The sequence below is a fragment of the Isoptericola sp. NPDC055881 genome, from assembly GCF_053615895.1.
On record NZ_JBSHCR010000001.1, the window covers coordinates 57,348 to 83,923 of the forward strand.

The 26,576-nt window shown below is 72.7% G+C and carries 27 protein-coding genes; 7 read left to right on the forward strand and 20 right to left on the reverse strand.

The window, feature by feature from the left end:
* Nucleotides 1-218 precede the first annotated feature (218 nt).
* Nucleotides 219-404 (reverse strand): hypothetical protein, encoded by a 186-nt coding sequence (locus tag ACWGKI_RS00270; protein ID WP_452183734.1) that lies wholly within the window; start codon nt 402-404, stop codon nt 219-221.
* Nucleotides 405-628: 224 nt separating this feature from the next.
* A complete protein-coding gene (locus ACWGKI_RS00275; RefSeq protein ID WP_452183736.1) occupies nt 629-1,684 on the reverse strand; it encodes a hypothetical protein in 1,056 nt (351 codons plus the stop codon).
* A 257-nt stretch (nt 1,685-1,941) separates the two neighbouring features.
* On the opposite strand from ACWGKI_RS00275, the gene ACWGKI_RS00280 reads away from it, so the two are divergent.
* Nucleotides 1,942-2,214 carry a hypothetical protein gene (locus ACWGKI_RS00280; protein ID WP_452183738.1) on the forward strand — a complete coding sequence of 91 codons (273 nt, stop codon included), beginning with the start codon at nt 1,942-1,944 and terminating at the stop codon, nt 2,212-2,214.
* Nucleotides 2,215-2,231: 17 nt separating this feature from the next.
* On the opposite strand, the gene ACWGKI_RS00285 is transcribed toward ACWGKI_RS00280, so the two are convergent.
* Nucleotides 2,232-2,480 (reverse strand): hypothetical protein, encoded by a 249-nt coding sequence (locus ACWGKI_RS00285; RefSeq protein ID WP_452183740.1) that lies wholly within the window; start codon nt 2,478-2,480, stop codon nt 2,232-2,234.
* A gap of 197 nt (nt 2,481-2,677) precedes the next feature.
* Between ACWGKI_RS00285 and ACWGKI_RS00290 the strand changes: the two genes are divergently transcribed.
* Nucleotides 2,678-2,926 carry a helix-turn-helix domain-containing protein gene (locus ACWGKI_RS00290; protein ID WP_452183741.1) on the forward strand — a complete coding sequence of 83 codons (249 nt, stop codon included), beginning with the start codon at nt 2,678-2,680 and terminating at the stop codon, nt 2,924-2,926.
* On the opposite strand, the gene ACWGKI_RS00295 is transcribed toward ACWGKI_RS00290, so the two are convergent.
* The 8 genes from ACWGKI_RS00295 to ACWGKI_RS00330 all read right to left on the reverse strand — a co-directional run bounded on the left by ACWGKI_RS00295 (nt 2,914) and on the right by ACWGKI_RS00330 (nt 11,550).
* Nucleotides 2,914-3,270 (reverse strand): DUF5808 domain-containing protein, encoded by a 357-nt coding sequence (locus ACWGKI_RS00295; protein ID WP_380243925.1) that lies wholly within the window; start codon nt 3,268-3,270, stop codon nt 2,914-2,916. The genes ACWGKI_RS00290 and ACWGKI_RS00295 overlap by 13 nt on opposite strands.
* A 56-nt stretch (nt 3,271-3,326) precedes the next feature.
* The gene (locus ACWGKI_RS00300; RefSeq protein ID WP_452183743.1) at nt 3,327-4,574 is read right to left on the reverse strand and encodes an MFS transporter; all 1,248 of its coding nucleotides are present in this window, start codon (nt 4,572-4,574) and stop codon (nt 3,327-3,329) included.
* A 67-nt stretch (nt 4,575-4,641) separates the two neighbouring features.
* Nucleotides 4,642-5,634 (reverse strand): ArsR/SmtB family transcription factor, encoded by a 993-nt coding sequence (locus tag ACWGKI_RS00305; protein WP_452183745.1) that lies wholly within the window; start codon nt 5,632-5,634, stop codon nt 4,642-4,644.
* A gap of 27 nt (nt 5,635-5,661) precedes the next feature.
* Nucleotides 5,662-7,011 carry an ABC transporter substrate-binding protein gene (locus tag ACWGKI_RS00310; protein WP_380243922.1) on the reverse strand — a complete coding sequence of 450 codons (1,350 nt, stop codon included), beginning with the start codon at nt 7,009-7,011 and terminating at the stop codon, nt 5,662-5,664.
* An 11-nt stretch (nt 7,012-7,022) separates the two neighbouring features.
* On the reverse strand, nt 7,023-7,985 hold the full coding sequence (locus ACWGKI_RS00315; protein WP_380243921.1) for a carbohydrate ABC transporter permease: 963 nt from the start codon (nt 7,983-7,985) through the stop codon (nt 7,023-7,025).
* A gap of 13 nt (nt 7,986-7,998) precedes the next feature.
* On the reverse strand, nt 7,999-8,949 hold the full coding sequence (locus tag ACWGKI_RS00320; RefSeq protein WP_452183748.1) for a carbohydrate ABC transporter permease: 951 nt from the start codon (nt 8,947-8,949) through the stop codon (nt 7,999-8,001).
* A 95-nt stretch (nt 8,950-9,044) separates the two neighbouring features.
* Complete coding sequence (locus ACWGKI_RS00325) at nt 9,045-10,292, reverse strand: Gfo/Idh/MocA family protein (RefSeq protein ID WP_452183750.1); 1,248 nt, start codon at nt 10,290-10,292, stop codon at nt 9,045-9,047.
* 70 nt (nt 10,293-10,362) lie between these two features.
* Nucleotides 10,363-11,550 (reverse strand): ROK family protein, encoded by a 1,188-nt coding sequence (locus tag ACWGKI_RS00330; protein ID WP_452183752.1) that lies wholly within the window; start codon nt 11,548-11,550, stop codon nt 10,363-10,365.
* 153 nt (nt 11,551-11,703) lie between these two features.
* On the opposite strand from ACWGKI_RS00330, the gene ACWGKI_RS00335 reads away from it, so the two are divergent.
* The gene (locus tag ACWGKI_RS00335; protein WP_452183754.1) at nt 11,704-12,075 is read left to right on the forward strand and encodes a cupin domain-containing protein; all 372 of its coding nucleotides are present in this window, start codon (nt 11,704-11,706) and stop codon (nt 12,073-12,075) included.
* Nucleotides 12,075-12,368 (forward strand): DUF4287 domain-containing protein, encoded by a 294-nt coding sequence (locus tag ACWGKI_RS00340; protein ID WP_380243916.1) that lies wholly within the window; start codon nt 12,075-12,077, stop codon nt 12,366-12,368. Before ACWGKI_RS00335 ends, ACWGKI_RS00340 begins: the two co-directional genes overlap by 1 nt.
* A gap of 28 nt (nt 12,369-12,396) precedes the next feature.
* On the opposite strand, the gene ACWGKI_RS00345 is transcribed toward ACWGKI_RS00340, so the two are convergent.
* Complete coding sequence (locus ACWGKI_RS00345; RefSeq protein WP_380243915.1) at nt 12,397-12,708, reverse strand: DUF4235 domain-containing protein; 312 nt, start codon at nt 12,706-12,708, stop codon at nt 12,397-12,399.
* A gap of 234 nt (nt 12,709-12,942) precedes the next feature.
* Here ACWGKI_RS00345 and ACWGKI_RS00350 point away from each other — a divergent pair, with 234 nt between their 5' ends.
* Nucleotides 12,943-14,124, forward strand: a complete 1,182-nt coding sequence (locus ACWGKI_RS00350; protein WP_452183756.1) for a M15 family metallopeptidase — start codon at nt 12,943-12,945, stop codon at nt 14,122-14,124.
* 99 nt (nt 14,125-14,223) lie between these two features.
* On the opposite strand, the gene ACWGKI_RS00355 is transcribed toward ACWGKI_RS00350, so the two are convergent.
* Nucleotides 14,224-14,997: a hypothetical protein gene (locus ACWGKI_RS00355; RefSeq protein WP_380243913.1), complete on the reverse strand. Its 774-nt coding sequence runs from the start codon at nt 14,995-14,997 to the stop codon at nt 14,224-14,226.
* Between the two features lie 175 nt (nt 14,998-15,172).
* On the opposite strand from ACWGKI_RS00355, the gene ACWGKI_RS00360 reads away from it, so the two are divergent.
* Nucleotides 15,173-15,628 carry a nitroreductase/quinone reductase family protein gene (locus tag ACWGKI_RS00360; RefSeq protein ID WP_452183759.1) on the forward strand — a complete coding sequence of 152 codons (456 nt, stop codon included), beginning with the start codon at nt 15,173-15,175 and terminating at the stop codon, nt 15,626-15,628.
* Between the two features lie 30 nt (nt 15,629-15,658).
* Here ACWGKI_RS00360 and ACWGKI_RS00365 read toward each other — a convergent pair whose 3' ends face one another.
* Nucleotides 15,659-16,825 (reverse strand): trans-sulfuration enzyme family protein, encoded by a 1,167-nt coding sequence (locus ACWGKI_RS00365; protein WP_452183761.1) that lies wholly within the window; start codon nt 16,823-16,825, stop codon nt 15,659-15,661.
* The gene (locus ACWGKI_RS00370) at nt 16,822-18,687 is read right to left on the reverse strand and encodes a glycoside hydrolase family 2 protein (protein ID WP_452183763.1); all 1,866 of its coding nucleotides are present in this window, start codon (nt 18,685-18,687) and stop codon (nt 16,822-16,824) included. Before ACWGKI_RS00370 ends, ACWGKI_RS00365 begins: the two co-directional genes overlap by 4 nt.
* Nucleotides 18,688-18,741: 54 nt before the next feature.
* On the opposite strand from ACWGKI_RS00370, the gene ACWGKI_RS00375 reads away from it, so the two are divergent.
* Nucleotides 18,742-19,785, forward strand: coding sequence for a LacI family DNA-binding transcriptional regulator (locus tag ACWGKI_RS00375; RefSeq protein WP_452183765.1), 1,044 nt, complete (start codon nt 18,742-18,744; stop codon nt 19,783-19,785).
* Between the two features lie 33 nt (nt 19,786-19,818).
* Here the strand turns inward: ACWGKI_RS00375 and ACWGKI_RS00380 are convergent, their stop codons facing one another.
* The 5 genes from ACWGKI_RS00380 to ACWGKI_RS00400 form a co-directional block, all read right to left on the reverse strand.
* Nucleotides 19,819-22,218 (reverse strand): TIM-barrel domain-containing protein, encoded by a 2,400-nt coding sequence (locus ACWGKI_RS00380; RefSeq protein ID WP_452183767.1) that lies wholly within the window; start codon nt 22,216-22,218, stop codon nt 19,819-19,821.
* A 67-nt stretch (nt 22,219-22,285) separates the two neighbouring features.
* A complete protein-coding gene (locus ACWGKI_RS00385; protein ID WP_452183769.1) occupies nt 22,286-23,191 on the reverse strand; it encodes a carbohydrate ABC transporter permease in 906 nt (301 codons plus the stop codon).
* Nucleotides 23,188-24,138 (reverse strand): carbohydrate ABC transporter permease, encoded by a 951-nt coding sequence (locus ACWGKI_RS00390; RefSeq protein ID WP_380243937.1) that lies wholly within the window; start codon nt 24,136-24,138, stop codon nt 23,188-23,190. Before ACWGKI_RS00390 ends, ACWGKI_RS00385 begins: the two co-directional genes overlap by 4 nt.
* A 37-nt stretch (nt 24,139-24,175) precedes the next feature.
* Nucleotides 24,176-25,441 carry an ABC transporter substrate-binding protein gene (locus ACWGKI_RS00395; RefSeq protein WP_452183771.1) on the reverse strand — a complete coding sequence of 422 codons (1,266 nt, stop codon included), beginning with the start codon at nt 25,439-25,441 and terminating at the stop codon, nt 24,176-24,178.
* 151 nt (nt 25,442-25,592) lie between these two features.
* Nucleotides 25,593-26,522 carry an alpha/beta fold hydrolase gene (locus ACWGKI_RS00400; protein ID WP_452183773.1) on the reverse strand — a complete coding sequence of 310 codons (930 nt, stop codon included), beginning with the start codon at nt 26,520-26,522 and terminating at the stop codon, nt 25,593-25,595.
* Nucleotides 26,523-26,576 lie beyond the last annotated feature (54 nt).

Consider the following 26,576-nt stretch of genomic DNA (forward strand, 5'->3'; position numbering starts at 1 on the left):
GGTAGAGGGCGAGTGGGGCCGCGCGCACCGGTCACGTCCGCCGAGTGCCCAGGCGCATCTCTCCGGTGATACCGGTGTCTACTCCACTCCGAACCCGCATCCCAGTTCACCGGAGCACCAGACCCTCTGGGACTGGCGTCAGCACCGGTGGCTGCCACTCGTGAAACGGCTTAGTGACCGAACTGTGCTTCCAGAACCACCCTGGGCCGCGCCGACCATCATCCACGCGGGGGCTTCTTGGGCTGCCGCTCTTCGACCCCCTTGAACGGACCTGGCGTCGTCTTCGACTGGACGTGATTGCCGTCGCCGTCGTACTTGTCGTAGCGGTCCGTTCGCTCGTTGTACTGCTGGTACCGGTCCCGCACTTGGCCGCGCCGGAAACCCTCGCCCGTGTTCTTTGCCACCGCACACCTCCCGTACTTCATTGCGTCAGTTGTGCGCGACTGAGCGACCCAAACCAAACGTACCGGTCAGTCCCCGCTTGTCCGCGCGTCGGCAGCGTAATGGTCTAGTGGGATGCACTCTTCTGGCCGGTCGGGTGAAGTTTCACTGGCTATCCCGGGGGGCGCGCACGCGGCGCCCGGTATCGACCTCCACCGAACCCGGGGTGATTCAGTCAGGAGACCCCCTAGGGGCCGGCCCAGAGCTCCGCCCGGTCGACCGGGACGACACGGCACGTGAGCTGCCGCAGGGCCACGGACCCTGACAGCGGCACCGCGGTCAGGCGGCACGGGAGGTGACCACCCTCCTCGAGGGCGAGCCGGACGACGATCGACGCCGGGGCGTCACCGATGTCGACCATGAAGCGGACGAGGCGCTCGTGGTCGTCCGGGTGGGCCAGGTCGGCCAGGTCGCCGGCTGGGGTGTCACGGAGGCCGAGGGCGGACCAGCCCTCCCCCGCCTGACGCTCGAACGTCCCGTACGTCACGTCCAGCACCATGAACGCGGCCGTGCTGTCGAGCCGGGGGATGTCCAGGACCTGCAGCTCGGGCCGCGGCTCGTGCAGCGCCGGCAGCCGCTCGTGGACCGGCGACGTCACCGCGTGGCTCATCCCCCGCATGAAGACGCGGCCGCCCGTGCCGTGCGCCGTCCGGCCCACGAGGCGCATCGCCCTCGACGCGCCGCTCCCGTCGACGATCGAGTACCCGAGGATCCGCAGGTCGTCCGTCGGAAACCGGACGCCCTGCTCGATGAGGTCCGCGAGCCGGAGCCTGCTCGCCGGCGCGAGCCTGCTCGCGAACCAGGCCGCCACGTCCCGCGGCACGGCCGGGTCCGCGACCGGGTCGCCGTAGATCCGCGCGAGGACCGGGTCCCAGTAGGCCTGCCGGGTCGCCGTCTCGCCCGGGGCGACCACCCACTCCCAGAGCCCGACCTCCGGCAGCGGCTCGCCCGGCTCACCCGGCGGCGTGACCAGCCCGAGCGCACCGACCACCACGCCGGAGAACGGCGCGCGCAGGATCCGGGTCGTGACCGAGAGCTCCACGCCGTCGAACCGGGCGCTCTCGCTGAGGTGGGTCCCGAGCGCCAGGCCGCGCGCCATCGACGGGTACAGCAGCCGCACGCCGAGCACGTCCAGCGCCGACCGGTGGCTCAGCCCCGCCACGTCCTGGTCCCCGACACGCAGGACACCGCCCGACTGCGCGTCGACGAGGACCCAGCGGCGCACGACCCCGAGCCGCCGCATCAGGAGCCGAGGCCGGCCGCGTCCGGCGTACCTGAGGTCATCGGGCGTGCTCCTGGCGTCGGGGGAAGAGGGACCCCACGATGGAACCATCCGCGGAGCGGGTCCGAGGAGGCCGTGCAAGGTTTGCAACACGGCCCGTTTTGTCCGTTCTCAGGTTGCCGCCACGGCGCCCCATGACGCAGTGTCACCGCGACCCTCACTCTCGAGCAGGGGAGCGGTCACGCCCGTCCCACGCCTCCCCGGGAGTGACCTGCCCCGTGCTCGACGTCCTCACCGCTGCCGTCGCAGCGACCCACACCCTGCGCGCGATCGCGGCGCACGCCGGCCCGGTCGCGGCCGCCGACCTCCTGCGCGCGCCGGGCACGTCCTTCGACGAGGTACGCGCCCTGGTCGGCGCAGGGATCGTCGAGACCCTGGCCGACGGACGGCTGCAGCTCTCCGCTCCCGCGCTGGCGCTGCTGCGGGACCAGCTCCGTGCCGTCGGCCGCGGCGTCCCGGCGGCGTCGGACGGCGGCACGCCGTCCTCGTGACCGGGTGCGCCGCGCGGCTACCTCCAGAGCTGCGGCGGGAGGAACGCCGGCTCGGCCGGCGCGGGCTCCTGGCCGGTGGCGGTCGCGCGGACGGGGACGGGGGCCGCGTCGTGCGCCCCCGCGGTCGCCTCGCGGCGCGGAGGCACGTCGTCCGCCGGGTTCGCCCCGGCCTCTGCGGCCTCCTGCGGCGCGAGCCCGAGGCGCGACTCGAGAGCGGCAGCCACGGCGTCGTAGATCGGGGTCGGCTCGGGTCGGTCACGTTCCATGCCGGCCAGTCTGGGACGTCGCGACCGCTCGGGCTCGTCGGGGCGGCGGAACGTTGCGCACGTCACGCCGTCGCACGACGAATGCCGTCGCGACCGCCGAAACTCAGCAAGATACGTCCTCGCGCCGCCAGATGCAGCGACCTTGCATCTTTTGCAAGTACCCCACCGGGCCGGCCCGGCCGCCCTACCGTCGAGGCATGTCAACCCACCCGCCGACCCTGACGGGCACCGCCCTCGACGACCTCTTCTCCGACTGCGGCAAGCGCCTCAGCGCCGGCGACGTCGCCCAGCTTCTCGGCATGACGCACCAGGGCGTCCTCACGTGGCTGCGCACCGGCGTGATACCTGGCTACAAGCTCGGCGGCACGTGGTTCGTCATGCGCGACGAGCTCAAGGCAGCCATGTACGCCGGGATGAACCACTCCGCCGGGGGCTACGCGTCCTGACCGGAGGCGCTCACCTCTCGCGCGGCCTCGGCGCGCTGCCGCACCAGCTGAACGATCCGCCCGAGGTTGAGCGTCCAGCCGACGCCGAAGACGTGCGGGCTGACCAGGTGGTCGCCCTCCGGGTCCCAGACGCGCTCGCGGACGCGTTCCATGGTGGGCATCCGGAACTCGTAGGGGACGAACCCGGCGACGGTGCCGTGCCAGGTGCGGTCCTCCTTGTCCTTGCGCAGCTCCTTGGAGATCGCGGCGACCACCAGGCCGACCACGACGAGCTGCATCAGCTTCGGGCCGCCCCGCTTCCTGCCGTGCTCCTCAGCGTGCTGGGTGTCGTGCTGCTTGCCCATCTCGGCCTCCGCTCGTCGACGTCCTCCCCCATCGTGCACCACGAGGGCCCCCGCGGTCAGCCGGTACCCGCGGCCGTCGCCGCCCCGCCCGTCCGCGGACGCGCGAGCAGCACGACGACCGCGACCACGGCGCACACCACCGCCGTGGTCAGCAGGCCCACGGCGAAGCTGGTCCCCGCGGCGACGAAGCCGACCACGAGCGACCCGAGCCCGGTGCCGGCGTCGAACCCGATGTTCCACACGGCGCTGGCCGTGGCGTGGTGCCGCGCCGGCACGGCGGCGAACGCGGCGACGAGCGTCAGGTTCTGCAGGCTGCCGTAGGCGACGCCGACGGCCGTCATCCCCAGCACGAGCAGCACCGGCCGGGCCCCGCCGTCGGCGATCGCCACCGCGCACACCGTCAGCCCGCCCGCGCAGACGACGAGGAGCGGCGCGAGGAAGACGCGCGGACCGTGCCGGTCGGCGAGGCCGCCCACGCCCCAGCGCGCCAGCGCGGTCGCCGCCGTGAACCCGAGCAGTCCGGCGACGGCGGCGCTCGTGCCTCCGGCGAACTGCGGGGCGAACGTCAGGAGCGCTCCGCCCGGCGTCGTCACCGCGAGGAGCACGAGCGACGGCAGGACCAGCGCCAGCAGGGTCCCGGCCGTCCCCGGTCCGGCGCCGGCACCAGCGTCGGAGCGGTCACCAAGTCCGGCATCGTGGGCCCGGGCGGCGGACGCCGCCGCGTCGAGCCGTCGCCCCAGCAGCGCCGCGAACGGCACCGCGAGCACCGGCAGCGCACCCAGCGCGAACACCACCCGGAAGTCGAGCGTCTCGGCGACCCATGCCGCGCCGGGCACCAGCACGAGCTGCGGGAACGCGATGGACAGCCCGTACAGGCCGATCGCCCGTCCGTGCCGCGGCCCGTCCACGAGCGCGGCGACGGCGGACGACCCGCACACGGTCAGCACGGCGAAGCCGGTGCCGCGCACCGCGGACAGCGCGAGGACCCAGCTCAGCTGGTCGGAGGCCATGAGCAGCAACGACGGCACACCCAGCAGCACGACGCCGGCCACCATCGTCGGCCGCCACCCCACGCGTCGCAGCAGCCACGGCACCGTGGTCTGCGTGAGGACGGTGGCCAGCATGAGCACGGCGTTGACCAGACCCGCGCCGCCCTCCCCCGCCCCGCCGCGCACCGCCCACAGCGGCACGGACGGCAGCAGCAGCGCGTACCCGGAGAATCCCAGCGCCGACATCGCCAGCAGCGGCCGGAACCCCGGGACGCGGGCGAGGGGCGGCGACGGGAGGGGGGCGGGACGGCGCATCGGGCGAACCTATCGCGCCCGTCCGGCGTGCCGGCCGGGGCATCGCGCCGCCCCCCGCTGGCCGAGGTCACGCCCCGACGAGCGCCTCCCCGAGGGGCGTGCGCACGTGGAGCACGCGCGGGCCCTCGCGGTGCGAGTCGACCAGCCGCGCCGCGCGCAGCAGCGACAGGTGGTGGGACGCCGTCGAGATCGCGAGCCCGCCGGCCGCCGCCACCTCGCTCGTGGACAGCGGCCCGGCCAGGGCCAGCAGCACCCCTGCGCGGCCGGCGCCGAGGAGCTCCACGAGCGCCCCGGACGTGCCCGGGCCGTCGTCGGCCCACCGTTCGGAGATCCCCAGCGCCGGGTAGAAGAGCGTGGGCTGGGCGGGCGGCTCGGTCACGACCGAGCATCGCGGCGCCATCACCGACGGCACGAGGACGAGGCCGCCGCCGGCGCAGTCGAGCTCCTCGCCGTGCAGCCGCAGGCGCACCTGCACGGCGTCGGGGGCCCACGTCACGGCCTCGTGCAGGGTGTCGACCATGGCCCCCAGCCCGTGGGTCGTGATCCGGCGCGAGCGCGCGCCGATGTCCGCGCGCAGCAGTCGTTCGAGCGGGGGCCAGAACGGGGCGAGGACCGCGTCCCACACCTGGCTCCAGGCGTCGGCGGCGAGCGCCCGGGACCGCTCGGGGTCGTCGGCGAGGGCCCGTAGCACCCGCTGCTCCGCACCCTCGGTGCGGTCCACGCGCTTGAGGAGGTCGACCCGCACCGGCCCGAGGTCGGCCTCCCGCAGCCGCGCCACCTCCTCGTCGGGGCCGAGGTCCCAGCCGGGCGTGGAGGTGAGGAAGTCGGGCATGTAGCCGTCGGGCCCGACGAGCAGGCGCAGCAGCTCGAACGCGCGCCCCGGCACCTGGCCGCGCGCCCGGCGCAGCCACCCCCACTGCAGGGGGTGGTACTGCGGCCGGCCGAGCACGCGCACCGCGTGCGCGAGCTCGTGGCCGGGCGAGATGCCGAAGCGGATCGCGGAGACGTCGTCGGGGGCGAGGCGGAACTCCACGACGTTCCGGCTGCGGTGGCGGGGCACGCCGCCACCGTAGCCGTCCGTCGTCCGTCACCTCAGCATGTCGTTGACCTGGTCGTTCACCTCCGTGAGCGTGGAGACGTCCCGGTCGCCGATGTAGATCTCGTCCATGATCGGCGTCATGATCGAGTCGATCGCGCCGAACTGCTCGGTCACCGGGAAGAACAGCGTCTGCTTCTTCTCCACCAGGTCCGTGAACACCGAGACGTCCAGGCCGCGCTCGCCGAAGGCCTTGATCGCGGCCTCGGTGCCGACGGGCCGGGCGGGGAAGACGACGCCGGCCTCTCCCACGATGCGCTGGCAGTCGTCCGACCCGAGGAACGCCACCCAGCGGGCTGCCTCCTCAGGATCCGGCGACTGGGCGCTGATCGAGTCGGCGAGCCCGTTGTACATGGACACCGGGTGGCCGACGGGACCGCTCGGCAGGGACGCGATGCCGAGGTCGACGCCCTCGAGGTTGGCGTAGGTGCCGAGCATCCACGACCCGTTCGCGGAGATCGCGGCCCGGCCGGAACCGAGGGCCTGCTGCGGGTTCGGCTCGGTGCCCACCTCTTCGTACGGCGCCATGAACCCCTTGTCCACCAGCCCGAACAGCCACTTCAGCGACGCCTGGACCCGCGGGTCGTCGAAGTGGTACTCGGTGCCCCACACGTCCTTGTCGGTGAACGTCCAGCCGGTCGCTCCCGCGAGCCAGGACCACGCCGTCTGCCCGGAGGTGCCCCCGGACCCGTTCGACGCGAGCCCGTACACGGCCACGTGGTCGGGGTCGAACCCCTTCTCGTCGCCGCGGACCCCGTTCTCGTCCACGCTCAGGTGGGCGAGGACCTTCTCGAAGCTGCCGCCGTCCTGCGGGTTCCAGTCGAGGCCGTCGAGGTCCGCCGGGCTCATCCCCGCGTCGGCGACCACGTTCTTGTCGTAGAACAGGGCGACGGTGTCGAAGTCCTTGGGCATGCCGTACTGGGCGCCGTCCTGCCCTACCCACAGGTCCGCGAGCCCCTCCTGGAAGCCGCCGTAGTCGACGTCGGCGGTGGCGTCCAGGGTGTTCAGGTCCCGCAGCAACCCGCGCTTGGCGAAGCCGGGGTACTGGGTGAGGTGGTCGGTGAACACGTCCGGACCGGCGCCGGCCACGAACCCTGCCGTGAGCTTGCGCCAGTAGTCGTTCCAGCCGTACTGGCTGATCCGCACCTTCAGGTCCGGGTTCTGCTCCTCGAAGGCGTCCGCGCACCGCTGGTACGCGGGCAGCTGGTTGGCGTCCCAGAGCCAGTAGTCCACGACGACGGAGTCGTCCGGGGAGCCGGGTGCCGCGCACCCGGCGACGACGAGGGTGCCGGCGGTCAGGGCCGCGGCCAGGGCCGCGGTCTTTCGACGTGTGTGCTGCACGGTGCGCCGCCTCACTTGATCCCGTTGAAGCCGATGGAGTTGACGATCCGTCTCGCGAAGACGACGAAGAGCAGGATCATCGGCAGCGCGGCCACCAGGGTCGCGGCCATCAGCCCGGCCCAGTCCGGCCCCGTCTGCGGGGTCTGCGCGTTGAAGTTCCCCAGGGCCACCGTGAGCACCCGCGAGTCGTCGGTGTAGGAGACCATCAGCGGCCAGAAGTAGTCGTTCCAGGAGCCGATGTAGGTGAGGATCGCGATGGTCGCGATCGGTGCCACCGACATCGGGACGATCACCGCGAAGAACACCCGGACCTTGCTGGCCCCGTCGATCAGCGCGGCCTCCTCCACCTCCGTGGAGACGTTCATGAAGAACTGCCGCAGGAAGAAGATGGCGAACGGGGTCATGAACAGCCCCGGCAGCATGATGCCGAGCAGCGTGTCGATGAGCCCCAGCTCGCGGACCAGGACGAAGTTCGGCAGCAGGGTGAAGATCGCGGGCACCATCAGCGACAGCAGGAAGACGCTGAACACCGCGTCGCGTCCCCGCCAGTGCAGCCGGGAGAACGCGTAGGCGGCCATCGCGGAGAAGAACACCTGGCAGGCGGTGACCACCGTGGCCACCACCACCGAGTTCCGCAGGTAGAGCCAGAAGTCGATGGACGCGCCGGACCCGCCCTGGGCGATCGCCTCCTCGGTGCTCTGGAGCCCGAAGACCCGCTCGAAGCCGCCCCAGCTGAAGCCGACCGGCAGCAGGGAGGTGGAGTTCGCGTACAGGGCCCCGTTGCTGGACAGGGCCGTGCGCAGCATCCAGTAGAAGGGGAACAGGGTGACGAGCAGCAGCAGGATCATCACCGCCCAGGCCAGCACCCGGCCGATGCTGGGCGGGCGGCGGCGCCGGCGCCGCTCCGTCCCGTCGGGCGGGGCGAGGACGCCGGTGGTCAGGGGTTCGACGGGTGCCGTCGTGGTCTCGGTCATGGGTGCCGCCTCCCTAGCTCAGGTCCGTCTGGCCGGCCCGCGTCATGCGGTACTGGAAGAAGGTGACGACCACCAGGATCAGCAGCAGCGCGACGCTCAGCGCGGACGCGTAGCCGAAGTCGAACTGCCCGAACGCCTTGTCGTAGATGTAGAGCTGCAGCACCCGGCTGGCGTCCACCGGACCTCCGTCGGTCGTGACGGCCACGGTGTCGAAGACCTGGAACGAGCCGATCACCGAGATGATCAGCACCAGGCCGAGGATGGGTCGCAGCAACGGCAGTGTGATGCCGAAGAACATCCGCGGCTCGGAGGCGCCGTCCACCCGGGCCGCCTCGTAGGTGCTCTGCGGGATGGTCTGGAGCCCGGCGAAGATCAGCAGGGCGGTGTAGCCCATGTGCCGCCAGACGTTCACCACCGCGATGGTCGGGATGGCCCAGGCCTCGGAGGTGAAGAAGCCGATCCGGTCCAGCCCCATCCACTCCAGGACCTGGTTGCCGATGCCCAGCTGGTAGTCGAGGATCCACAGGAACACGAGGGCCGCGACCACGTTCGAGACGAGGTACGGCGCCAGCACGAGCGAGCGCAGCAGCGTGGAGCGGCTGAGCCGCTGCATGAGCACCGCGAGGACCAGGGCCACGACGGTCTGCAACCCGATGTTGATCACGACGTACAGCAGCGTGACGCGGACCGCGTTCCAGAACACCGGGTCCGCCACCATGGCGCGGTAGTTGTCCAGGCCGACGAACTCGGCGGGGCTGAGCAGGTCCCAGGAGGTGAAGCTCAGCCAGACGCCGCGGACCAGCGGCCAGAAGTAGAAGACCAGCAGGCCGATCGTGGCCGGCAGGATGAACAGCAGGGCGAGGCGCGTGTCGTCGCGGCGGCGCCTCCCCTGCGCTCGTCGGGGTGCCGGCGGGGGTGGTGCGGTCGGGGCCGCCGGTGCTGTCGGGGCGGTCGGGGCAGACATCGATGTACCTCCTTGCGTCGTTGCAAGCGGTGCTCGGGACGGCCCGGCGTCGTCGACGACGCCGGGCCGGTGGTGCTCAGCCGGTGCGCGGGCTCTCAGTCCCGCGCGGGCCCGCTCCCGAAGTCCGGGATGGGCAGTCGCTCGCCGCCCGCGAGCGCCGAGGCGTGCGCCACGATGCCGGGGGCGGTGAACAGCGCGGACCGCCAGGCGTCCACGGGCGGGTGCTCGCCGCTGACCACGCCGCGCACGAAGTCGTCGGCGAGGAAGTGGTGCGCGCCCTCGTGGCCGTTCGGCGCGTCGGCGTAGGTGGCGGGCAGCCGCGTCCGGTCGTGGACCGGTGCAGACCCGGACGTGAACGCCTCGCGCAGCGCCGGGTCCACGTCGGCGAGGTCCGCCTCGTCGGCGCCGCCGCGGACGGGGACGAAGTCGGCGGAGAGGTCCGTGGAGGTCTCCTTGTCGTTCCAGACGCTCTGGTGGGCGAGCTGTTCGAAGCTGGCCTCGGTGCCGAAGAAGCGGAACCGGGACTCCCGGATGTGGGAGGGGTAGCCCACCCGGCGCATCTCGTTGGTGCGCATCGCGCCGCCGTCGGACAGCTCGAACAGCGCCGTGGCGTTGGAGAAGCTGTTCCCGAACTGGCTGACCTCGCGGTCGAACACGCCGTCGCCGCGCTGGTCCTCGACGCCGATGCAGCTCACGCTGACGGCGCGGGTGGGCAGAGCGCCGAGGACGCCGCCGATCGCGTGCGTCGGGTAGAGCATGGGCGGGTAGCTGGCGGTGGCCTTCCAGTTCTCCCCGCCGCTGTACTGGTAGGCGGCGTAGAACCCGAGGTCCATGTCGTGGACGTAGTCGCCCTCGGCGTAGAACACCTGGCCGAGGGCGCCTTCGCGCACCTTCTGCCGGATGAAGACGGTGGCGGGGTTGTAGTAGCTCGTCTCGCCCATCATGTAGGTGAGCCCGGTGCGTTCGACGGCGGCGATGATCGCCTCGATGTCGGTGAGCTCGGTGGCCATCGGCACCGCCGAGTAGACGTGCTTGCCCGCCTCCAGCGCGGCGAGCACGAGCGGCGCGTGCGTCCACCGCTGGGTGAAGATCGCGACCGCGTCGACGTCCGAGTCGAGCATCTCCTCGAAGCTGTCGACGACGGTGGCGCGCTCGTAGCGGTCCGCCAGCGCCTTGGCCCGCTCGGGGACGAGGTCGGTGATCGTGAGCCGGTCGACGTTGGGGTGCAGGTCCCAGAGCGTCGCGAAGCTGCGGGAGAACTGGCCGGCGCCGACGATGCCGATGCTGATCGACCCGGCGTCCGGGGTGAGCGGGGCGGTCGGGTCGAGGGGAAGTGCGGACAACGGTGCCTCCTGGTGTGGCGGGTGTGTCAGGTGCCGTGCGTCAGGTGCTGGGTGGTCAGGTGCTGGGTGGTCAGGTGCGGGTGCCGCGTGCCGGTCCGGCGGGTGCGGGCGGGTCGACGAGCATCCACTGGCAGGCGACGACCGCCGCGCCGCGGGCCCACTCGTCGAACCCGGACGAGAAGGCCACGACCGTCGGTGGGGTGGCGTTCGGGTCGAGGTGCTGGGCGACGGCGGCGTCCATGGCGGTCCGGGCGTGGGCGAGCATCCCGAGCCCGTCGCCGGCGAGGATCACCGCGGGCAGACCGAGGATGTTCACGAGCTGGGCGACCAGCACCCCCAGGGCGTGGCCGGCGTCGTGGAAGACGCGCAGGGCGACCGGGTCGCCCTCGTCCGCGAGCGCGATGGCGGTCTCGAGGTCGACGTCGGACCGGCCGTGCGGCACGCCGACGGCCTGGGTGATGGCCGCCGTGGTGAGGAACGCCGAGGCGCAGCCGCGATGTCCGTGCCCGCACAGCGGGCCGGAGTCGGAGACGCGCACGTGCCCGATCCTGCCCACCCGGCCCGTCGGCCCGGCGAGCACCCGGTCGTCGAGGACGATGCCCAGGCCCACGCCGACGCCGACGGTCAGGACCGCGAGGTCGCTCATCCCGCGGCCCGGGCCGGACCACTGGACCCCGGCGGTCAGCGCGCGGGCGTCCTCGCTGAGCACGGTGGGGATCCCGGTGGCCTCCTCCAGGACGCCGGCCAGCGGCACCTGGTCCCAGCCGAGGAACGGGTTGGCGCGCACGGTGTCGTCGAACCGGGACATCTGGCCGGCCAGGCCGATCCCGAGCGCCTCGATCTCGTGCTGGCCGGCGAGTTCCTTCACCAGTTCAACAATCTGCCGGACGACGGTGGCCTGCTCGACGTCGGCCAGGGGACGGTGCCGCGAGGCCTCGACGCGCCCGGTGGCGTCCGTGCGGACCGCGTACACCTCGTCCGAGGTGACCTTGACGCCGAGGAACCGGTGGCGCGCGGCGCGCAGCGCGAGGGGGGCGCCCGGCCGGCCGGGGCTCTCCGCGGCGGGGGCGGTGTCCTCACTGATCAGGCCTGCGGCCAGCAGCGGCTGCGTGATCTTGGTGAGGCTGGCCGGGGAGCGCTCGAGTCGCCGGGCGAGCTCCGCGCGGGACAGCGGGCCGGCCAGCAGGAGGGTGCGCACCACCGCTCGGGCGGAAGGCCCGAGCGAGCCGAGGCGAGGGACGTCTGCGCGGCGCTGCACCCTCGTACCCTGGCGCCCATTCCTTCACCGTGTCAATGAATAGCGCCTGACCTTTCGACGCACGTCGAAACGCTCGTCCCGCGCCGGCACCGTCACGAGGCTGGTCCCGTCGCAGCACGGCCCGCGACGTCGACCGACCGAAGGAGCACACCCATGACCGCGGTGGTCACCGCCGACACGATCCGCATCCCCGGCTCGCGCACGCTCCGCTTCGAGGGGCGGCAGCACGGCTCGGGCGTCTCGTTCTTCCTCGTCACGAACGACCCGGGCCAGGGCCCGGACCTGCACCGCCACCCCTACACGGAGACGTGGTCGGTGCTGGAGGGGGAGGCGACGATCCGCATCGACGACCGCACGGTCGTCGCCCGCGCCGGCGACACCGCCGTCGTCGGACCGGACGTGTGGCACGGCTTCACCAACACGGGCGCCGGAGTGCTGCGCATGATGTGCATCCACGCCTCTGCCACGATGATCCAGCAGGACAAGCAGGACGAGACCATGCACGACGAGACGGAGGCCCACTGATGTCGTTCCAGGCATACCTCGACAACGTCGAGACCCGCACGGGCCTCACGCCCCGCCAGCTCGTCGACGCCGCCGCCGAGCAGGGGTTCGGGCCGGACAGCAAGACGATGCCGGTGATCACCTGGCTCAAGGAGACCTACGGGATCGGCCACGGCCACGCCCAGGCGGTGGCGCACGTGATCATCAAGGGCGACCGGATCCCCTCCAAGCACGTCGGGTCCGGCGGGTCGCACAGCGACGCGAGCGACCGGCTGTGGCTCGACGGCAAGGACACCCGTCCCGCGGACTGGTGACGACGCGGGACGGCGGCGGCCGGGCGGCTCAGTCGCCCGGCCACTCCCCCGTCCACCGCTCGAAGGCGCGCGCCCCGCCGCGGTCGATGACCGCCTTCACGACGGAGAAGATCGCGCCCTGCAGCAACGCGGCGAGCACGACCTCCCGGAAGCGGTACTCGGACTGCAGGGGCGTGGGCGCGTCGTCGGGATGGCCGGGCGCGACGCGCTTGTACACCTGCTTGAAGACCTGACCTGCCACGATCCCGCCGACGATCGAGCTCACGATCCCCACCGGCCGGTACAGGATCTTGGCGGCCTTGCCGCCGCTCTTCTCGGTGCGGTCGATGTCCTTGCTCATGGTCCGACGCTAGGCCCGGCACGCTGATCCCGCAGGACTCCCGACGCCCCGACCGTGGCCGGCGCGCCCGGACGGCCACCTCCTGCCGTGACCGTTTCGTGACTTGTCGCTGGTGGTGAGGTACCTTCGGCGCGGCGGTCCAGGCAACAAGAGAGGTCGCATGTCACCCCAGGTTCTTCGGGACACCGCGCGGCGCGGCGCCCCCTGCTCCCCGCGCGCGGACGAGCGGTCACGATGACGACCATCCACCCCGCGCCTGCCGCGGCCCCGCCCACGCGGACGTACCCCAGCCGTCGCGACCCCGGCCGCGGTGGTCGCAGCCGCTCCGTCGCCGCCCCCGCCGGGCCCCCCGCGGCGGAGACCCCGCTGCCCCGGCTGACGCCGGCACCTCGACCCGTGCGGCTCCCCGCACCTGCCCCGCACCCCGAGCCCGTGCGACCTCCCGAGCCGGTCCGGTCCGCCGAGCCCGTCCGGTCCGCCGAGCCCGTCCGGCCCGCCGAGCCCGTCCTGCCCCCGGCACCCGCGCCCGTCTTCCCGCACGCCCACGTGTTCGGGTCGGCCCGCGCGGCGGACGCCGGTCGCCCCGCCGGCCGCGCCCCCGCACGCGCTACGACGCGCAAGCCGGCCCGCAAGGCCCGTACGCCGAGCCGCTGGACGAGCCTCGGCGTCGGGCTGACGGTCGCCGTCGCCACGACGACGACGCTCACCGCCATCGCGCCCCAGGCCGGTGCCCCCGAGACGGACGACCAGCCCACGACGGGCGCGCTCGAGTCGATCACCGAAGCGGCGGCCGCCGCCGTCGACGGCCGCGACGACGCTGCCTCGCGCAGCGGGGCACGGACCTCCGGGGCGAAGGCCGGCGTGCAGGCCGGCGCGGTGAAGAAGACGGTGAAGGGCGGCGCGCAGATCACCGTCTCGGACAAGGCGACGATGTCGGTCGAGACCCTCGACGGCGGCGAGATCGAGGAAGCACCCCCGGTGCTGCCCGGGTGCTCCGGCGTGGCGACCGGGGCGGGCAGCAACGGCCTGATCGCCGCCACCGAGCTCTGCACCCTGTGGGACGGGCACACGCAGGTCCGCGCGGACGCGGCCGTGGCGCTCGCCCAGCTCAACGAGGCCTACCAGGCCGCGTGGGGCGAGCCGATGTGCATCACGGACGGCTTCCGCTCCTACTCCCAGCAGGTCGCGACCAAGGCCGCCAAGGGCTACCTCGCCGCCCCGCCCGGCACGTCCAACCACGGCTGGGGCCTCGCCGTCGACATCTGCCCCGAGACGTACGCGGGCGCCCGGTGGGCCTGGCTGGCCGCGAACGCCCCCACGTACGGGTGGGACAACCCCGACTGGGCCCGGCCGGGCGGCTCGAAGTACGAGCCCTGGCACTGGGAGTGGACGGACGCCGTCGCGCAGATGGGCTGACCGCCCTCAGCACGACACCGAGCAGCACACCGAGCACACGAAGGGCCTCCGGCCCGGGGACGTCCCCGGGCCGGAGGCCCTCGTCGTGGCGCCCGAGCGTCAGATGCGCGAGCTCGGGGTGGTCGTGCCGCCGGCGACCTTGGTGGTCGGCGCGATCGACAGGCGGTACTTGTACCGGTGCGACGTCGTGAACTTGTAGGTCTTGAGACCCTCGCTGTTCAGCGTGACGGTCTTGCGGGTCTTCCAGCCGCTGGAGGTCTTGTACTGGATCTTGACCTTGGCGTAGGAGTACGCGTTCCAGCCGCTCGGCGTGTACCGGCGGATGCCGATCTTCACGGTCTTGTGGCTGCCGCTCGCCGTCACGCGGATCGCGTTGTGGTACTTGAGCTTGCCGTCGATCGCGGACCGCATCTTGAACGCGCCGCCCGTGTAGGCGCCGTCCCGGACGAGGACGTCCTTCGCGGTGGTGCCGTAGGTGTCGACGAGGGCGCGGATGTTCTTCACCTTGAAGTCGCCACGGCCCCACCGGTTCTTGGCGACGATGTAGCCGTCCAGGCTCTTGTAGTTCTGGGACGCGACGACACCCAGCTTGACCCGGGACGCCACCCGGTGGCTGCCCCGGTACACGTCGGCGTAGATGTCCGCCCACCAGTACTCGCCCCAGGCGCTGACGTCACCGACCTTCACGGCCGTCCGCACGTCGTAGTACTTGGTCGCGGAGTTGGTCGCGATGCTCCCGTTGGACGGCGTGACCTTGATGGAGGTCACGTTGATCGGCGGGGCGGTCGCGGCCGACGCCGGCACGACGGCGGTGCCGAGCAGCAGCGACGCGGCCGCCACCGTGGTGACCGCGAGCTTGGACAGAAGGCGCATGAGGAACCTTTCGGGTGATGGAGGGGCTGCGCGGATCGTATTCAGGCGGGCGGGACGTGTGCCCGTCGAAATCAGTCGTGGCGCGAAATTTCACCCGCTGGCCGACTGATGGACGCCACCGGCGCCTGCCGGTGCCCCCTGTCCGATGTCCGTAGGCAGGTCTACGTTCAGGGCCATGACCTTCACCCACCCCCAGGGCACGCGCGGCGCGCGACAGCCGCGCGGCCCCGTCCTCGCCTGGATCAACCGCAGGATGGCGAGCCGGATCCGTCGCAAGGGCGGCCGCGCCGGGGGCGGGGACGCGATCGTCCTCACGACGATCGGCCGCAAGAGCGGCCAGGAGCGGCCCGTGCCGGTCGCCTCGTTCCCGAGCGACGACGGCGGCTGGTTCGTGGTGGCGTCGGCGGCGGGCGCTGCGAGCAACCCCGCGTGGTACCTCAACCTTGCGGCCCACCCCGATCGCGTGACGGTCGAGACCGCCGGCGAGAAGCTCGCCGTCTCGGCCACCGAGCTGCACGGCGCCGAGCGCGCGGCCGCCTGGGAGCGGATCACGGCGACGGCACCCGGGTTCGCCGGCTACGCCCAGAAGACGGACCGGGAGCTCCCGGTCATCCTGCTGACGCGACGCTGATCGGGCGGCCCGCCGGTGGGCGGGCCGCCGTCAGATCGCGGCGAGCGCGCGGTCGAGGTCGTCGACCTGGACGTCCGCGCCCTCGAGCCCGACGGACAGCCGGACCAGCCCTGCCGGGAGCCCGTCCGCCCGCAGCCGTTCTGCGTTGTCCGCCCGCACGGGCGAGCTGACCAGGCTCTCGTAGCCGCCCCAGCTCACGCCGATGCGGAACACCCGCAGGGCGTCGACGAACCGTGACACGGCGTCGAACGTGCCGTCCCGCAGCTCGAGGCTGAGCAGCCCGGAGAATCCCCTGAGCTGCGGACGGACGAGCTCGGCGTCCGGGCCGGGGTCGGCGTACGGGTGGTGCACGGCGGCCACCGCAGCCTGCCGCTGCAGGTGCTCGACGACGCGCAAGGCGTTCTCCTGGTGCTGCGCCATCCGCACGGGCAGGGTGCGCAGCCCGCGCAGGACCAGCGACGCCTCCATCGCCGACATCACGGACCCGAAGAGCTGGTGCCCGCGGTAGAAGACCTCACGGACCAGCTCGGCCGAGCCGACCACCGCTCCCCCGGTGACGTCGGAGTGCCCGCCCACGTACTTCGTGAGCGAGTGGATCACGAGGTCGACGCCGAGCTCGAGCGGCTTCTGGAACAGCGGCGTCGACCAGGTGTTGTCGATCGCGGTGCGGATCCCGCGGCTGCGGGCGAGCGCCGTCAGCGCGCGGAGGTCCACGAGCCGCATGAGCATCGTGCCGGGGCTCTCCACGTACACCAGGGCCGTGTTGTCCCGCAGGTGCTCCGCGAGGTCGGCACGCGGGTCGGTCACGACCGAGTGCTCGACGCCGAACCGCTCCAGGTGCCGCGCGAGCTCCAGGGTGGGGCCGTAGACGTTGTTGACGAACAGCACGTGGTCGCCGGCGCTCAGCAGCCCGCCGAGCACCGCGCCGACCGCGCCCATCCCGGAGCCGAAGCACTTGGCCGCCTCGCCCCGCTCCAGCAGGGCGAGCTGCCGCTCGAGGAACGCGACGGTCGGGTTGGTGCCGCGGCTGTAGACGAAGTTCTCGTGCTCGGCCGCCTGCTGCCGCACGAACTCCCCGAACGTGGGCTTGGTGAACAGGCTGGTCTGGAAGACCGGCGGTGCGACGGCCCCGGGCTCGCCGCCCGGACCGTCCCAGGCGGCCGCGCAGATCTCCCGGTCCAGGGCGTCGACGGTCACCGCTCCCCCGTCACGGCGCGCCGGATCCGCTCGACCGGGACCTTGGGCTCGCGCCCGGCGGTCAGGAGGCCGTTGGTCTCCTGCATCGTGTCGGTGAGCTGCGTCCAGCAGGACCCGGCGAGGAAGCTGCTCGCCCGGACGGCGTCGTAGAGCGCCGTGATCCGCGCGACCCAGTCGTCGCCGTCCTGCGCGGCCGTGTAGCCCCAGCCGTCCGCGCGCACGTCGCCGGTCTGGTAGTTGACGCCGCCGAACTCGGTGAGCATCACCGGCTGCCCGGCGTCGGCCCAGCCGCCGACGAGCTGGCGGCGCCCGGACGGGGCGATGCCGGTGACGATCCGCTCGCGCGCGGCGTCGTCGGCGTAGGTGCCGGCGAGGACCGCGCCGTCCCCCTCGTAGTCGTGCACGGTGAGGATGTCGGTGTTCTGCTGCTCCCACCCGTCGTTGGAGATCACGGGGCGGGAGGGGTCGAGGGCGCGCGTGAGGTCGGTCAGCGCCCGGGAGTACGCCTGCTGCGCCGGGTCGTCGGCGACGTGCTGCACGCCCCACGACTCGTTGAACGGCACCCACGTGACGATGGAGGGGTGCGAGACGTCACGGTCGACGGCCTCCATCCACTCGCGGGTCAGCCGCTGCACCGCCGTGGGCGAGAACTCGTACGCCCCGGGGGTCTCGCCCCACACGAGGATGCCGAGCCGGTCCGCCCAGTACAGGAAGCGGGGGTCCTCGATCTTCTGGTGGATGCGGCAGGCGTTGAACCCGAGCTCCTTGACGAGCTCGGCCTCGCGGCGCAGGGCGTCCGCCGAGGGGGCCGTCAGGTGGCTGTCGGGCCAGTAGCCCTGGTTGAGCACCGAGCGCACGTCGTAGGGGTAGCCGTTGAGGAGGAACGCCCCGCGGGCGACGCCGAGGCTCCGCACGCCCAGGTAGGACGAGACCGCGTCGAGGGTCGCACCGTCGGCGTCGTGCAGGGACACGACGGCGTCCACGAGGCGGGGACGCTCGGGCGACCAGGTGAGCTCGTCCTCCGCCTGGCCGTTGCGCTGCCGGGCGATCGGGACGCTGAGGTCCACGACGGACGACGCCCGGGCGGTCGTGACCTCCACGGTGCCGAGGTCCTCGTCGCGCTCGTCGAACCGGAGCGCGACACGCACCCGCGTCCCTGCGGGCACCGCACCGCGCAGCCGGACGGTGAGGTCGACGGCGGCCGGCCCGGCGGGGAGCCAGCGCAGGTGGTCGATGCTCGTGGTGGGTACCGCCTCCAGCCACACGGTCTGCCAGATGCCGGTGGTCCGGCGGTACCAGATGGCGTGGGCGTCCTCGTGCCAGTCCTGCTTGCCGCGCGGCTGGGTGAGGTCGTGGGGGTCGTCCTCGGCGCGGACCACCAGCTGGTGCTCGGCGTCGTCCGCGACGTGCGCGGTGAGGTCGAGGGTGAAGGGGGTGTGGCCGCCCTCGTGCTCGCCGACGAGCGCGCCGTCGACCCACACGGACGCGCGGTAGTCGACCGCACCGAGGTGCAGCAGGACGCGCGGGGCGGCGGCGGACCGGCCGGCGGCCTCGAGGTCGGCCGGGCGGATCGTGCGCGCGTACCAGACGACCGGGTGGAAGCCGGGCTCCGCGACGCCCGACGCGGGCGACTCCGGCGGGAACGGCACGGTGATGTCGCGGCTGGCGCCGAGGCCGGACGCCCAGCCGGAGGCGAGGCCCTCGTCGGCGTCGTCGTGCCGGAAGGCCCACACCCCGTCGAGCGAGGCCCACCCGGCGCGCATCAGCTGCGGCCGGGGGTAGGTGCCGTCCTGGCGGGAGGCGAGCGGGAGGCGGTCGAGCGCGGGGCCGGCGGTGGCTGCCGCGAGGGTCGTCGTGTCCACGGCGCGACTATACAGCGCTGTAAACCGTGCTGCTCGGACGCTACGGTGATCCCCGTGAAGAGAGTGACGCTCCAGGACGTCGCGGCGCACGCGGGCGTGTCGATGAAGACGGTGTCCAACGTCGTGCGCGACTACCAGCACGTCAGCCCGGGGATGCGCGAACGGGTGCGGGCCGCGATCGACGAGCTCGGCTACCGGCCCAACCTGCGCGGCCGCAGCCTCGCCACCGGCCGGTCGAGCATGCTCGCCCTCGCGTTCCCCGACCTGCGCCGACCGTACTTCGCGGAGCTGGCGCACGTCTTCGCCCGCGTCTGCGAGGCGCGCGGCTACCGGCTGCTGCTCGAGGAGACCGGGGGCACCCCGGAGGGCGAGCGCGCCGTCCTGCGCGACCGCGAGGCCGGCATCGTCGACGGCGTGGTGGTGCACCCGCAGGCGCTGCGCGCCACCGACCTGGAGGCGTTCCGGGAGGACACCCCCCTCGTCTTCCTCGGCGAGGACCCCCAGCCGTCGGGCGCCGACCAGGTCGCCATCGACAACGAGGCGGCCGCCGCGGACGCCGTCGCGCACCTCGTGGGGCTCGGGCGCCGCCGGATCGGCTTCCTCGGTCACGAGACGGGACCGTGGTCGTACACGTCGGCGCTGCGGCTCGACGGGTACCGGGCGGGGCTGGAACGCGCGGGCCACGCCTACGACGCGTCCCTGCTCGTGGCCCGTGGCGAGGGCGACGCGATCGGTGCGGAGGAGGCGCTGGGGGCGGCGCTCGACGCCGGCCTCGTCGTCGACGGGCTGCTGTGCCGCGACGACCTCGCGGCGATCGGCGCGCTCCGCGCCCTGCGTGTCCGCGGCTACGACGTGCCGGGCGACGTCGCCGTCGTCGGGTGGGACGCCACCGTCCTGACCGCGAGCACCGTCCCGAGCCTCACCAGCGTCGCCCCGGACACGCACGCGCTCGCGACCCGGGCGCTCGACCTGCTCCTCGAACGCATCGACGGGCTCACCACGCCCGGCCGGCACGTCACCGTCGGCCACCAGCTCCTGGTCCGCGAGAGCGCCCCCGAGCCTGCTCGCGAACCCGGCAGCGAGCCCGGTCCTCGCTGAGGCGTACCCCTCGGCCAGGACCGGGCCGTCTGCTCAGGCCGGCGCGTCCACCACGGTCGCGAGGAGCTCCACGACGGCGTCGCGCACGTCCTCGTGCAGGTCCACCGTGCCCAGCTCGGCGATCCGCTCCACGGTGCTGCGCCCGCTGCTGACGACCTCCCACGCGTCGAGCTTCGCCGGGTTCGCCGTCTGCGCCTGCTCCAGCACGGCGCGGACGGCCTCCCGGGGGTCGACGCCCACGCGCAGCGGCGCACCGACCCGCACGACGGCGCCGGTGGCGGACGGCGCGGTGAACGACACGCTCCACCGGCCGTCCTCGCCCGTCACCGGCACGACGACGCCGTCCACCGTGACCTCCGCGCCGGGGAGCAGCGCGAGGAAGGTGATCGTCCACGTGCGGCTCGCGGGCACGACGTCGGCGCGTCCCGCGACGGCGCCCACCCGCAGCTCGCGGCGGTCGTCGTCCCAGTGCAGCGACGTCGTCGCCGCGGACCCGTCCGTCGCCTCGCGGTCGTCCTCGGCGTCCTCGGCCAGGTCGAACCGGCCGGACGCGCCCGGCGCGACGAGCACCTCGAGCGCCTCCGGGTTGCGCGTCGCGTCCCGCTCGGTCGCGGCGGCCAGCGGCAGGATGCCGCCCGCGCGCAGCAGCACCGGCACCGAGTCGATCGACCGGTGCAGCTCGACGTGGCGGTCACCCGCGTAGACGGCGCCGGTGAAGACGTCCGTCCACCGGCCGACCGGCAGCCACGCCCGGGTGCGGCTGAGCAGCGAGACACCGCTGCGGGGCGTCACGACGGGGGCCACGAGCAGCTCGGACCCGAAGGCGTACTCGTTCGGCACCCCGTACGCCTCGCGGCGGTGCGGCTCCAGGTGGTACATGGGCCGGACGAGCGGCGTGCCGTCCGCCGCCCGGTGGTTCATCGTGTGCAGGTACGGGACCAGACGGTGCCGGAGCCGCAGCGCGTCGCCCATCGCCTGCCGGTGCTCCGCGGGGAAGACCCACGGCTCCTTGCGGATGAACGGGTTGTTCGCCGAGTGCAGCCGCATGATCGGCGAGAAGACGCCGTACTGCACCCACCGCGTCGCCAGCTCGTCGTCACGCACGCCGCGCGTGTGCCCGCCGATGTCGTGGCTCCACCAGCAGTAGCCGATGTTGGACGCCGTCGCCGTGAACTCGGGCTGGAAGGCCAGGGACTCCCAGGAGATCACCGCGTCCCCGGAGAACCCGACGGCGTAACGGTGGCTGCCGGGCCCCGCGTAGCGGGAGAACGTCATGCCCGGCTCGCCGTGACGTGCGGCGTCGAGGTGGTGGAAGTGGTTGAGCAGCCACAGCGGGTCCACGCCGCGCAGGCCCGACGTGCGGCCCTGCTGCCAGTCGATCCACCAGAAGTCCACGCCCTGCTCCTCGAGGGGGTGGTGCAGCAGCTCGAAGTAGGCGCGCAGGAAGTCCGGGTCAGTCGGGTCGAACGACACCGGCTGCCCGGACGCGGGGTCGACCCCGGTCGCCGCCGCGACCTGCGGGTAGGCGTCCTCGAAAGCGCGCACGCCGTCGGCCGGGTGCAGGTTCAGCGTGGTGCGCATGCCGCGCTCGTGGAGCGCACCCAGGAACGCCGCCGGGTCCGGGAAGAGCGTCGGCTCCCACGAGTACCCGGTCCAGCCGCTGCCGTGCTCCGGCGGCACCGAGCCCACGCGGTGCCAGTCCATGTCGATGACGGCGACCGAGAAGGGGACGTCCTCCTCGTCGAACCGGTCCATCAGCTGGAGGTACGACTCCGCGGAGTACGGGTGGTACCGGCTCCACCAGTTGCCCAGCGCCCAGCGCGGCAGCCGCATCGGGGAGCCGGAGACGGCGTAGAGCTCGCGGACCGCCCGCGCGTAGTCGCGGCCGTGCGCGAAGACGTACAGGTCGTGGCGCGTCCCGGTCCGGGTGCCGATCCAGCCGTCGTCGGTGAACAGGAACGACTCCGAGTCGTCCACCACCGTGATCCCGTCGGGGGACACGACGCCCGGCTCGAGGTCGGTCCGCCCGTCCACCTCGTCCAGCGTCCGCGCGGTGCCGCCCAGGTCGTGCGTCGGCTCGCCGTAGCGCCACCGCCCGTGGTCCGAGCCCACCAGCTCGACGACGAGCCCGTGCGCGGACGGCTCCAGGCCGTCGTAGCGCAGCCGCGCCCGCGCCGTCGTGATCTCGATGCCGTCGCCGAGCGGCCGGGCCGAGAACTCCGCCGCCCCGAGGTCGCGACGGATCGCGAACGTCGACGCGCGGTCCTCGAAGCCGCCGTCGGACGACCACTCGAGGCGGAAGAGGCAGTCGCTCAGCACGGTGACGCGCCAGTGCTCGCCCCGGACCTGCTGCTCCGCGCGGGCCTGCGGCGCCGCGTCGGGCAGGGGACGGACCACGGGCAGGGCCTGCTGCGTGGCGATGGTGTCGGTCAACGGAACTCCTCGGGTGGTGCGGTGCGGGCGGGGCTCGGTGCTGGCCGAGTGCGGGCCGAGTGCGGGACTAGTGCTTGACGGCGCCCTGGGTGATGCCGCTGATCACCCAGCGCTGGGCGAACAGGTAGACCACGATCGTGGGCGCCATCGCCATGAGGTAGGACGCGAACGCGACGTTGTAGTTGGTGCCGAACTGGCTCTGGAAGGCCTCCTGCACCACGGGCAACGTCTGCATCGTCGGGTCCGACGTGATCATCGACGGCAGCATGTAGTCGTTCCACGACGCCAGGAAGGCGAAGATCCCGACCGTGGCGTTCATCGGACCCAGGAGTGGCAGGATGATCCGCCAGAAGATCTGGCCCGTCGTGGCGCCGTCGATCCGCGCGCTCTCCTCCAGCTCGATCGGGATCGACCGCAGGTACGCCGAGTAGAGCAGGATGCTGAACGCGAGCTGGAACAGCGCGTGCAGGATGCCCACGCCGACCGGGCTGTCGAGCCCGAGGAACGCGGTGAGCTTGATCTCGGTGAGCGCGATGACCGGGAACGGCAGGAACATCGCGGCGAGCATGTAGATGAACGACCACCGGAAGAAGCGGTGGTGCCAGTACCGCACGATCGCGTACGAGGCGAGGGAGCTCAGCAGCAGCGTCAGGACGACGGCGATGGCGGCCACGAGGACCGAGAACCCGAACGCCGCGGGGAAGTCGGTGATGCGCCATGCCTCGGCGAAGTTGGCCGTGTCGAACGGCGCCGGGAGCGAGAAGGCGTTGCCGTCCGCCGCCTGGCCGTCCGTCTTGAAGGCCATCGACACGGTGACGTAGAGGGGCAGGATCACCGTCAGGGACGCGAGGATCAGCAGGACGGTGAGCGTCCAGCTGGTGCGCGTCCGGCGTCGGGGCCGGCGCGGACGCCGGGACGACGGGTCCGCGGGGCGCCGGAGCCGGACGGGTGCGGGGGCTGCTGCGGTGGTCACAGGCGGACGCTCCTTCCTCGGGTGATCGCGAGCTGGACGATCGAGATGATCACGGTGATGACGAAGAAGACCGTCGCGTTGGCCATCTGGTAGGCGTACTCGCCGCTGGAGAAGCCGCCGAAGATCGTCATCGCGACGCTGCTCGTCGCCGAGCCGGGGCCGCCCCCGGTGAGCCCGACGATGACGTCGTAGACGCCCAGGTAGCCCTTGACGCCGAGCACCGTGTTGATGAGCACGAAGCCGCTGATGAGCGGCAGGGTGATGGACCGGAACTGCCGCCACGAGCCGGCGCCGTCGAGCGAGCTCGCCTCGTACAGCTCGGTGGGGATGGCGGTGAGGCCGGCCGTGTAGACCAGCAGCGCGCCGGGGATCGTCTGCCAGGCGGACACGATGACGATCGACAGCCAGGCGAGGTCGGGGTTGCCGAGGATGCTGTCCTCCAGCGGCCCGAATCCGACCGCCGTGGCGAGCGCGGGGAGCGAGTTCGAGAACAGGAAGTTGAACACGAACGCCACCACGATCCCCGAGACCACCATGGGGATGACGAACACGGTGCGCAGCGGGCTCGTGAAGCGGATCTTGCGCGAGAGCCCGATGGCGAGGGTGAGGGCGATCGTCTGCGCGAGCACCACGGTGACCGCGGCGAAGCCGAGCGTGAACCGGTAGGAGTCGAGGATCGCCGGGTCGCCGAACATCGCCGTGTAGTTGCGCAGGCCGATGAACGACCAGCCCCCGAAGCCGACGTAGTCGGTGAGGCTGTAGAAGATGCCGACCAGCGCGGGCGCCACCACGAAGACGGTGAAGAGCACCAGCGCCGGGACGACGAAGAGGTACGCGATCGCCTCGGGCTTGCGGCCGCGGCCTGACCGGCCGGCGGGGGCCCTGCCCGCGGAGCCGGCGGGTGCCGCCGCGGGGGCGACGGCCGGGATGGACGTCTGTGCTGTCACGCTCGTTCCTTTCCGCGCCGGGGCGACGTCGTCCCGGTCATTGGGTCGCCCCACGGCTGGCGAGCCGGCGCCAGTCGTCGTCGAGCTTCTGCAGCATCGGCTCGAAGCCGCCGGTGCGGATCGCCGTCTGCAGGTAGTTGCCGAGGGGGATGGACAACGGGATGAACGTCCCCGCGCCCTGGTAGAACCGGCCGGCGTCGACGTAGGGCTGGAGGCCCGCGACGCGCTCGTCCTCCTGCGGCGGGGCGTCGCGCAGCGGCGAGTAGTAGAGGTTCTTGGCGTTGTAGGTGTTGACCACCTCGGGACGCATGAGGAACTCGACGAGCTCTTCCGCCTCGGTCCGGTGCGAGGTCGCGACCGGGATGTACAGGGAGAGGTCGACGTTGACGCGGGCCTTGCGGTCGTCCGGCTGGTCCGTGACGGGCAGCGCGAAGGTGCCGATCTCGAGGTCCTCGTCGACGAGCGCGATCTGGCTCAGCGCCCACGGGCCCTGCAGGTACATGGCCGCCTGGCCCTTGCCGAACGCGAGGTTGCCGTCGGCGTAGTCGCGCACCGCGTGGTCGGGGTTGAAGAAGGTGGAGATCGTCTTGGCGCGCTCCATCGGCACGGCGAGCGTCTTCTCGAAGGAGACGTCCGAGTCCGGGCCGACGTCCGTGCCGAGCTCGTTCATGCGGCGGAAGAACTCGGCGGTGTCGACGAGGCTGCCCACCGAGTAGTCGAACAGGCCCTGCCAGAGGGTCCAGGTGTCCCGGTCGGTCGCGTAGATCGGCGTGATGCCGGCCTTCTGGAGCTCGGTGCAGACGTCCACGAACTCGGTCCACGTGGTGGGCACGGGCAGATCATGGTCGGCGAAGATCCGCTTGTTGTAGATGACGCCCGCGGCCGCGAGCGAGTAGGGCAGCACGCTCGTGCGCCCCGGGTACGTCGCGTACTGGGTGGCGAGCGTGGCGACGTCGTCGCGGATCTTGGACGCGGAGGGAAGGTTCGAGATGTCGCTCATCTGCCCGCGGGAGATGTAGCGCGCGAGCTCCAGGTTGCAGTTGAAGCAGCCCACGTCCGCCGGCTCGCCGCGGACGAACTGCGGCGCGATGATCCCCGTGCCGTCGTGGACCACCTTGATGCCCGGGTTCTCGGCCTCGAACTTCTTCAGCAGGGCGACGAAGTAGTCCTTGACCTCCTGCTTCTGCAGGAAGAACCGGGTCGTCGTCGGCCCTCCGCCGTCGGACGGCGCGCACCCTGCGAGCCCGGACACCCCGAGCGTCAGCGCTCCGGACGCACCCGCGAGGAACGAGCGTCGGCTCATCCTTCCCGGGGGTCCGGCAGTCGTCTTCGATCCCACGTGACGTCTCCTTCGACCACGATGACTTCCCGTCTCGGCGACGGGCCCGACCGAACATACAGCGCTGTAAATTGCGGGTCAAGCATGCCCGGGCAGACAGTTCCGGGGAGTACCGTCAGACCGCCAGGTCCGCGATCGCGCGGCGGAGCAGGGCGACGGACTCCGCCCCACCGTGGCCCTCGTCCAGCACGACCAGCTCGCTCCCCGGCCACGCGCGGTGCAGCTCCCATGCCGTGACCACCGGCGAGGAGATGTCCCGACGGCCGTGGATCAGCACCCCGGGGATCCCGTGCAGGCGGTCCATCCGGCCGAGGATCTCGTCGCCGCCGAACCCCGCGTGCGACCAGTAGTGCGTGACCAGGGTGGCGAGCACGTCCCGTGCCGGGAAGGTGTGCCACCGAGGGTCGGGCTCCCAGCCCGGCCCGAGCGAGACGTGGGTGTCCTCCCACCGGCCCCACGCCGCGGCGGCGCGGGCCCGCACCTCGGGGTCCGGGTCGCGCAGGGTGCGGGCGTACGCGTCCACCACCCGCTCCCCCGGGGCGCGCTCCACCGCGCCCGCGAAGGCCTCCCACTCCTCCGGGAAGACGCGGCCCATCGCCTCGGTGACCCACTCCACCTCCGCCGTCGACGTTGTCACCACCGCGAACAGCGCGATGCCGACCACTCGCTCCGGGTGGGCCTGCGCGTACGCGAGGGCGAGCGTGCTCCCCCACGACGCGCCCGTCACCGTCCACCGCTCGATCCCCAGGTGCCGGCGCAACGCCTCGATGTCGTCGATCTGCGCGGCCGTCGTGTTCCCGTCCAGCAGGTCCAGCCGCTCCGTCACCAGCGGCCGGCTGCGGCCGCAGCCACGCTGGTCGAACGTGATCGACCGGTGCCGCTCCGGGTCGATGCGGCGGCGGTGCCCCGCCCCCGCCCCGCTGCCCGGGCCGCCGTGCAGGGACAGCACCGGCGCACCGTCCGGGTGGCCCGCGACCTCGTAGTACAGCTCGTTCTCGTCGTCGACGCGCAGGTGTCCGGACCGCACCGGGATCTCAGCAGGCATCCGGGGAGACTACCGACGGGACGACGACTCCGGTCCGGCCGACACCCGGACGGT

Coding starts and splice junctions, on each gene's coding strand:
- ACWGKI_RS00300 (WP_452183743.1), bottom strand. CDS start 4,574: ATGCGCCGTCCCGCCCCCCTCCCGTCGCCGCCCCTCGCCCGCGTCCCG.
- ACWGKI_RS00400 (WP_452183773.1), bottom strand. CDS start 26,522: ATGCCTGCTGAGATCCCGGTGCGGTCCGGACACCTGCGCGTCGACGAC.
- ACWGKI_RS00345 (WP_380243915.1), bottom strand. CDS start 12,708: ATGAGCAAGGACATCGACCGCACCGAGAAGAGCGGCGGCAAGGCCGCC.
- ACWGKI_RS00320 (WP_452183748.1), bottom strand. CDS start 8,949: ATGTCTGCCCCGACCGCCCCGACAGCACCGGCGGCCCCGACCGCACCA.
- ACWGKI_RS00290 (WP_452183741.1), top strand. CDS start 2,678: ATGTCAACCCACCCGCCGACCCTGACGGGCACCGCCCTCGACGACCTC.
- ACWGKI_RS00335 (WP_452183754.1), top strand. CDS start 11,704: ATGACCGCGGTGGTCACCGCCGACACGATCCGCATCCCCGGCTCGCGC.
- ACWGKI_RS00395 (WP_452183771.1), bottom strand. CDS start 25,441: ATGAGCCGACGCTCGTTCCTCGCGGGTGCGTCCGGAGCGCTGACGCTC.
- ACWGKI_RS00275 (WP_452183736.1), bottom strand. CDS start 1,684: ATGCGGCGGCTCGGGGTCGTGCGCCGCTGGGTCCTCGTCGACGCGCAG.
- ACWGKI_RS00350 (WP_452183756.1), top strand. CDS start 12,943: ATGACGACCATCCACCCCGCGCCTGCCGCGGCCCCGCCCACGCGGACG.
- ACWGKI_RS00360 (WP_452183759.1), top strand. CDS start 15,173: ATGACCTTCACCCACCCCCAGGGCACGCGCGGCGCGCGACAGCCGCGC.
- ACWGKI_RS00340 (WP_380243916.1), top strand. CDS start 12,075: ATGTCGTTCCAGGCATACCTCGACAACGTCGAGACCCGCACGGGCCTC.
- ACWGKI_RS00285 (WP_452183740.1), bottom strand. CDS start 2,480: ATGGAACGTGACCGACCCGAGCCGACCCCGATCTACGACGCCGTGGCT.
- ACWGKI_RS00355 (WP_380243913.1), bottom strand. CDS start 14,997: ATGCGCCTTCTGTCCAAGCTCGCGGTCACCACGGTGGCGGCCGCGTCG.
- ACWGKI_RS00315 (WP_380243921.1), bottom strand. CDS start 7,985: ATGACCGAGACCACGACGGCACCCGTCGAACCCCTGACCACCGGCGTC.
- ACWGKI_RS00295 (WP_380243925.1), bottom strand. CDS start 3,270: ATGGGCAAGCAGCACGACACCCAGCACGCTGAGGAGCACGGCAGGAAG.